Origin of the sequence: Micromonospora sp. NPDC049799 (assembly GCF_040656655.1) — a bacterium.
GTDB lineage: Bacteria > Actinomycetota > Actinomycetes > Mycobacteriales > Micromonosporaceae > Micromonospora.
The window spans coordinates 1-6,426 of record NZ_JBFAMU010000281.1; the positions used below are offsets into that span (position 1 = coordinate 1).

Genomic DNA, 6,426 nt, shown 5'->3' on the forward strand with positions numbered 1-6,426 from the left:
GCCACGATCAGCGCCAGGAGCAGTTGCGGCACCGTGGAGAGCACGAAGATGCCGAACGTGTTGCCCAGCGCGTTCCAGAAGTCGCCGTCGTCGAGAGACCGACTTCGCGACGGCCGGGTGGTACGGCGGCGGCCCGGTCCCCGGTGACCCGGGCCCGGCGGTGATCGCCGGCCACCTGGACTCCCGGACCGGGCCGGCCGTGTTCGCCCGGCTGGGCGAGCTGCGGCCCGGCGACCGGGTGCAGGTGTGGCGCGGCGACCGGACGGTGTCGTTCCGGGTGACCGGTGCGATACGCGTGGCGAAGGACCGCTTCCCCACCGAGGCCGTGTACGGCCCGACGCCCGCGGCTGAGCTGCGCCTGGTCACCTGCGGCGGGGACTTCGACCGGCGCACCGGCCACTACCGGGACAACGTGGTGGTGTTCGCGATCGCCGAGTGAGCGGCTCAGACGGGGCGGCGGCCGGCGAAGCCGCACTCGACGCGGTGGTACCACCGCACGTCGGTGTCCCCCTCCAGCCAGCACCACAGCACCGGCCGGCCGTCCCGCTCGCCGGGGAAGTCGAGCAGCACCGGAGCGATGCCCTTGACCTGGATGTCGTGGGCGTGCAGCTCGTCCACCACCCCGTGCATCCGCGCCTCCAGACCCTTGACCTCGGCGCGGCCGCCGAGCGCGCTCACGCCGTGGTCGGCGAGGTCCGCCCGCAGCTCGGCGAGGTCGGCGCGCAGCCGGATCAGCTCGTCGACACGCGGGCGCAGGGTGGCCACCAGGTGCCGGGCCTGGGCGAGAGTGAACACGCGGCACAGTATGCGGCACGGGCGTACGCGGACGGAGGCCGAGCGTTCAGCCGGCCTTGACAGCCAGCTCCCGGGCGCGGTCCCGGGCCGCCTCCAGGGCGGCGAGCAGCGCCGCGCGGACGCCGTGCTTCTCCAGCTCACGGATGGCGGAGATGGTGGTGCCGGCCGGCGAGGTGACCGCCTCACGCAGCTTCACCGGGTGCTCACCGGAGTCGCGCAGCATCACCGCCGAGCCGATCGCGGTCTGCACGATCAGGTCGTGCGCCACCTGCCGGGGCAGGCCGAGCAGGATCCCCGCGTCGATCATCGCCTCGACGAGCAGGTAGAAGTACGCCGGACCGGAGCCGGACAGGGCCGTGACCGCGTCCTGCTGGGACTCGGGCACCCGGATGGTGACGCCCAGCGGCTTGAACATCTCCTCGGCCAGCTCCAGGTGCGCCCCGGTCGCGTGCGCGCCCGCCGAGATGGCCGTCATCGCCTCGTCGACCAGCGCCGGGGTGTTGGTCATCACCCGGACCACCGGGGTGCCCTCGGGCAACCGGCGGCTGAAGAAGGCGGTCGGCAGGCCGGCGCAGAGCGAGATCACCAGCTTGTCCGCCGGCACCTTCGGGCCGATCTCGGCCAGCAGCGTCGCCGCGTCCTGCGGCTTGACCGAGACCGCGAGCACCGCCGCCTCGTCCACCGCGGTCAGGTTGTCCACCACCCGGACGCCGTAACGGGCGGTCAGTTCCTCCGCGCGCGCCGGCCGACGGGCGGTGGCCAGCAGCCGGTCCACCGGCCAGCCGGAGCGCAGCAGCCCCGAGAGCATCAGCTCGCCGATCTTGCCGGCGCCGATCACCGCGACCGTGTGCACCGCACCCACCATGTCGCCGTACCCCTTCCTCACGGTGCGGCGTCGCGGCGGACCGGGCGGCCCGCCGCGACGCCGATCGCCACCGGTCGTCAGCTGCCGAAGAAGACCTCGGCCTCGGCGTACCGCTCCAGCGGCACGGTCTTCAGTTCGCGGGTGGCCTCGGCCAGCGGGACGCGGACGATGTCCGTGCTCTGCATGGCGACCATCTTGCCCCAGTCGCCCTCGTGCACCGCGTCGATGGCCTGCAGGCCCAGCCGGGTGGCGAGCACCCGGTCGAACGCGGTCGGGGTGCCGCCGCGCTGGATGTGCCCGAGCACGACCGTGCGGGCCTCCTTGCCGGTCTTGGCCTCCAGCTGCTCGGCGAGCCACTGGCCGATGCCACCGAGCCGGACGTGGCCGAACGCGTCCAGCTCCTGGTTGTGCAGGACCATCTGGCCGTCGAGCGGCTGCGCGCCCTCGGCGACCACGACGATCGGGGCGTACTGGTGCTGGAAGCGCTTCTCCACGTAGCCGGCGACCTGCTCGACGTCGAACTGCCGCTCGGGCAGCAGGATGACGTTGGCGCCGCCGGCCAGGCCGGCGTGCAGGGCGATCCAGCCGGCGTGCCGGCCCATCACCTCGACCACCAGGGTGCGGTGGTGGCTCTCGGCGGTGGTGTGCAGCCGGTCGATCGCCTCCATGGCGATGTTGACGGCGGTGTCGAAGCCGAAGGTGTAGTCGGTGGCACCGAGGTCGTTGTCGATGGTCTTCGGGACGCCGACCACGTTGACGCCGAGCTCGTGCAGCTTGGTGGCCACGCCGAGGGTGTCCTCGCCGCCGATCGCGATCAGGGCGTCGACGCCCTGCGCGGCGAGGTTGTCCTTGATCCGCTCGACCCCGCCCTCGATCTTAAAGGGGTTGGTGCGGGACGAGCCGAGGATGGTGCCGCCGCGGGGCAGGATGCCGCGGACCTCCGCGATACCCAGGGGGCGGGACAGGCCCTCGAGGGGACCCTTCCAGCCGTCCCGGAAACCCACGAACTCGTGACCGTAGTTGGTGACGCCCTTGCGGACCACCGCCCGGATCACCGCGTTGAGACCTGGGCAGTCGCCGCCGCCGGTGAGCACGCCGATACGCATGATCTGCTCATCCTCCTGGGAGCATCAATGAAGCCCGGATTGCCCCAGGATATGCGTCACATCAGACCATCGGCGCCGTTGCCGGCCCGGGGCGGGCCGTCAGTGCGCACTGTAGCCGCCGACGGTGCACGACGACCGGCCGCCCCGGGCGCGTACCGGCTACCGGTCAGTAGCTGACCTCGTGGTTCTCCCCGCCCTCCGGCGGCCGGCCGGTCACCGCCGCCTTGGCCAAACCGAGCAGGTTGACCACGGCGCTGTTCGGCGAGTCCCAGTACTCGGCGGAGCCGGCGCGCACGGTCAGCAGGGTCAGGCCGGGGGTGTCCAGCCCGTCCGGGAACCAGGTCTTCAGCAGGGGGTTCCACAGCTGCTCGGCCTTCGCCCGCTCGAAGCTCTCCCGGGCGGTGCCGGACACCGACACCCAGGCGTTGTGCCTCTGGTCCGAGAAGGACACGTTCACCTCGGGATTCACCCGGATCTGCCGCACCTTGGCCGAGTCGGCGTACGCGAAGAACCACAGGTCCCCGTCGAACTCGGCCTCCTGCAGGGCCATCGGCCGGCTGACCATCCGGCCGTCCACCGCCGTGGTGGTCAGCATGCAGATCCGCGCCTCCCGGACCAGCTCCGTGACCCGCCGCCGTGCGTCGGCGGCGTCACTGGGTGCGTTGCTGCTCATGGGCCTCTCCCTCGCCTCGGCTCACGGGACCGTGCCCGGGACGGAACGGACCAAACCTACGAACCGGTCATCGCCCGCCATCGGGCGAGGTTGTGCCGGGCATCCACGAGCGCGTCGTGCCGGGCCGCGTCGGCATCCGGCAGCGTCGGCCGACCCCGATCGTCCCAGAGCTGGCGCAGCTCCTTGGTGAACCGGGGGATCTCCCGGGGCAGCGCCGGCATCGCACCCCACAGCTGGGCGAGCACCACGTGGTCGTACGCCGCGTACCAGGCCCACAGCTCCAACTGCTCGCCCGGCCGGTCGCGGACCGGCTCCAACAGGAAGTCGAGCAGCTCGTCGCGGATCCGCTCCCGGGAGCGCCAGGCGCGGTCGGCCGGCGAGGGCAGCTTGTCGAGCACGTTGCGGCGCACCCAGGGCACGGCACGGGAGTCGTCGAACTCGGTGGAGACGGCGTAGAACTCACGGCCGTACTCGTCGACGACGCCGATCGACACCAGGTCGACGATCCGGCCGTCCTCGATGAACTCGCAGTCGTAGAAGTAGCGGTAGACCATTCCCGCCATCCTCGCCGACGCCCCCTCGGCACCGCCCACCGGGGCGGCCGGCCGCCCCCGCCGCAGGTTGCGGACTGTCACGGAAGTGACGTGAGGGCTGTACAGCACGCGACCGGACCGTCATGATCTGATGTGTACCGCTACCGGACGCCGAACCGGTGTCAGTTCACCTTGCGCAGGGCCTTGAGGGTTCACCCGGTGAGCGAGTTGTGGTCCTTGACCGGGGAGGGGTTGGGCCGTGGAGATGCGCCTGCCGGAGCCGGGTGACGCCCTCACGGGCGTCGAGATGTTCGCCGGGCTGGAGCCCGAGGTTCGGCAACGGGTCATCGCGGCGGCCGTGCCCCGGACGTACCGCAAGGGTCAGTTGCTCTTCGTGGAGAACGACCCCGGCGAGTCGCTCATCGTGCTGCGGCGCGGCGCGGTCGCGGTCTTCCGCACCGCCCCGACCGGGGAACGCGCGGTGCTGTCGGTGATAAGGCCCCCGGACGTGCTGGGCGAGGTCTCGCTGCTGGACGCCTCCACCCGCTCGGCCTCCGCCGAGGCCATCGAGGACTGCGCGGCGCTGGCGCTGTCCCGGCCCGCCTTCATGGAGCTGGTGCACTCCAACCCGCGCATCCTCGACGCCGTGATGCGCTCGCTCGGCGGCCTGATCCGCCGGCTCACCGAGCAGAACGCCGACCACGTCTTCCTCGACCTGCCGGGTCGGGTGGCCAAGACGCTGGTGCGGCTGGCCGGTGAGAGCCAGGCTCCGATGATCACGATCGAGCTCAACCAGAGCCAGCTCGCGGAGATGGCCGGCGGGTCGCGGCAGAGCGTCAACCAGGCGATCGGGTCATTCGCCAGCCGGGGCTGGCTGCGTACCGAGGGTCGCCGGATCGTCGTCACCGACGTCGCCTCGCTGCGCCGGCGCGCCGGCATGAGCGAGCGCTGACCGCTCAGGCGGCCACGGGCTCCCGCGGCGCGGAGGCGGCCGGCGGAGGGCTTCCCTTGGCCTTCTGGGCGTACATGTCGACGTACTCCCGGCCGGACAGCTCCATCAGCTCGTACATGATCTCGTCGGTGACCGCGCGCTCGACGAACCGGTCGCCGGACATCCCCGCGTAGCGGGAGAAGTCGAGCGGCGGGCCGAAGCGGATCCGCACCCGCTGCACCTTCGGGATGAGCTTGCCCGGCGGCTGGATCTCGTCGAGGTTGAGCATCACCACCGGCACCACCGGGGCGCCGCTCTCCAGGGTGAGCCGGGCGACCCCGGTCTTGCCCCGGTAGAGCCGCCCGTCCGGGGAGCGGGTGCCCTCCGGGTAGATGCCGGCGACGCCGCCGGCCCGCAGGATGGTGAGCTGGGTGTCGAGTGCCGCGCGCGCGGCCCGACCGCCGGAGCGGTCCACCGGAATGGTGCCGGTGCCGACGAAGAACATCTTCGTCAGCCAGCCCTTGATCCCCTTGCCGGTGAAGTACTCCGCCTTGGCGACGAACGTGACCTTCCGCGGCACGATCAGCGGCGTGAAGATCGAGTCGGAGAAGGACAGGTGGTTGCTGGCCAGGATCACCGGGCCGGTGGCGGGTACGTGGTGCAGGCCCTCGACCTGCGGGCGGAAGATCAGCCTCAGCAGCGGCCCGAGGATGACGTACTTCAGCAGCCAGTACAGCACCGGCGTCCTTTCGGTGAGTGAACTGCGACGGCCCGCGATCCCGGGCACCTCGTCGTCGACGAGCCTACGGAGCGGACGCGGGCCACCACAACGGACAGCCGGCCAGCTTCACGTCACACGTGAGCTGCTTCCCCGGCCGGCGAAGGACGGCGTCGGGTGCACAAACGGACATACGGCCTCGCCTGCGACCAGCGGACGGTCGCTGACTTTGGAAGACGCGACAGAACGCACTCCCGGAACTGGGTGCCGACGTGTCACGATTCGTAGACACGGCGAGCGGGTCGACGCCGAGGGGGCTCGAACGGGCGTGCCACAGGCACGCGACGAGGAGGATGTCCGGTGTCAGCGGGTGGGGCTCGCCGGGGACGGCGGGACAACGGGCTGGACGCGAGCGAGTACGCCGTCGCGGGCGACGTCGATCCGCGTGTCGGCGAACACCTGCTCGACGTGCTGGCCGCCGGCGGGATCGCCGCCTACCTGCAGCCCTCCGCCGACCTGAACCCGGTCACCCGCACCACCACCGTCCCGTCCCGTCCGGTCGACCGGCTCTACGTCGACCGTTCACACCTGACCACCGCCCGTGACTACCTGACGCAGCTCGCTGACGAGGGCGGCGCGGAACGGTCCCGGGACGACGAGCCGGACATCGACGCCGAGTGGGCGCGGATCGTCGCCGGTTTCCACGCCACCCCCAGCACCGCCGGCGCCAACCCGTGGCCGGCCGCCGAGGACGTGGACGACCCCGGGCCGACCGGTGGGGTCGGCCGTACCGGCGGCGAGGACC

The 6,426-nt window shown here is 71.9% G+C and carries 8 protein-coding genes and 2 pseudogenes; 3 read left to right on the forward strand and 7 right to left on the reverse strand.

The window, feature by feature from the left end; genetic code table 11:
• A pseudogene (locus AB0I76_RS19795) lies at positions 1 to 89 on the reverse strand (sugar ABC transporter permease); the annotation flags it as partial.
• A gap of 71 nt (positions 90 to 160) precedes the next feature.
• Between AB0I76_RS19795 and AB0I76_RS19800 the strand changes: the two are divergent.
• A complete protein-coding gene (locus AB0I76_RS19800) occupies positions 161 to 439 on the forward strand; it encodes a sortase (RefSeq protein WP_357037309.1) in 279 nt (92 codons plus the stop codon).
• A gap of 5 nt (positions 440 to 444) precedes the next feature.
• On the opposite strand, the gene AB0I76_RS19805 is transcribed toward AB0I76_RS19800, so the two are convergent.
• From AB0I76_RS19805 to AB0I76_RS19825, 5 genes are all read right to left on the reverse strand, one after another.
• Positions 445 to 795, reverse strand: coding sequence for a DUF2203 domain-containing protein (locus tag AB0I76_RS19805; RefSeq protein WP_357037312.1), 351 nt, complete (start codon positions 793 to 795; stop codon positions 445 to 447).
• A gap of 46 nt (positions 796 to 841) precedes the next feature.
• Positions 842 to 1,660, reverse strand: a complete 819-nt coding sequence (gene proC / locus AB0I76_RS19810; RefSeq protein ID WP_357037327.1) for a pyrroline-5-carboxylate reductase — start codon at positions 1,658 to 1,660, stop codon at positions 842 to 844.
• A 77-nt stretch (positions 1,661 to 1,737) separates the two neighbouring features.
• The gene (locus AB0I76_RS19815; protein ID WP_357037315.1) at positions 1,738 to 2,766 is read right to left on the reverse strand and encodes a 6-phosphofructokinase; all 1,029 of its coding nucleotides are present in this window, start codon (positions 2,764 to 2,766) and stop codon (positions 1,738 to 1,740) included.
• A 166-nt stretch (positions 2,767 to 2,932) separates the two neighbouring features.
• Positions 2,933 to 3,439 (reverse strand): pyridoxamine 5'-phosphate oxidase family protein, encoded by a 507-nt coding sequence (locus tag AB0I76_RS19820; RefSeq protein WP_357037318.1) that lies wholly within the window; start codon positions 3,437 to 3,439, stop codon positions 2,933 to 2,935.
• A 56-nt stretch (positions 3,440 to 3,495) separates the two neighbouring features.
• A complete protein-coding gene (locus AB0I76_RS19825; protein WP_357037330.1) occupies positions 3,496 to 3,993 on the reverse strand; it encodes a polyadenylate-specific 3'-exoribonuclease AS in 498 nt (165 codons plus the stop codon).
• A gap of 238 nt (positions 3,994 to 4,231) precedes the next feature.
• Here AB0I76_RS19825 and AB0I76_RS19830 point away from each other — a divergent pair, with 238 nt between their 5' ends.
• Positions 4,232 to 4,924: a Crp/Fnr family transcriptional regulator gene (locus AB0I76_RS19830; protein ID WP_357037321.1), complete on the forward strand. Its 693-nt coding sequence runs from the start codon at positions 4,232 to 4,234 to the stop codon at positions 4,922 to 4,924.
• Between the two features lie 4 nt (positions 4,925 to 4,928).
• On the opposite strand, the gene AB0I76_RS19835 is transcribed toward AB0I76_RS19830, so the two are convergent.
• A complete protein-coding gene (locus AB0I76_RS19835; protein WP_357037324.1) occupies positions 4,929 to 5,642 on the reverse strand; it encodes a lysophospholipid acyltransferase family protein in 714 nt (237 codons plus the stop codon).
• 339 nt (positions 5,643 to 5,981) lie between these two features.
• Here AB0I76_RS19835 and AB0I76_RS19840 point away from each other — a divergent pair.
• Positions 5,982 to 6,426: pseudogene (locus tag AB0I76_RS19840) on the forward strand (DUF308 domain-containing protein); the annotation flags it as partial.

Bases quoted from the DNA above. Each gene is read 5' to 3' on its own strand.
- proC (WP_357037327.1), bottom strand. From the start codon at position 1,660: ATGGTGGGTGCGGTGCACACGGTCGCGGTGATCGGCGCCGGCAAGATC.
- AB0I76_RS19825 (WP_357037330.1), bottom strand. From the start codon at position 3,993: ATGGTCTACCGCTACTTCTACGACTGCGAGTTCATCGAGGACGGCCGG.
- AB0I76_RS19820 (WP_357037318.1), bottom strand. From the start codon at position 3,439: ATGAGCAGCAACGCACCCAGTGACGCCGCCGACGCACGGCGGCGGGTC.
- AB0I76_RS19815 (WP_357037315.1), bottom strand. From the start codon at position 2,766: ATGCGTATCGGCGTGCTCACCGGCGGCGGCGACTGCCCAGGTCTCAAC.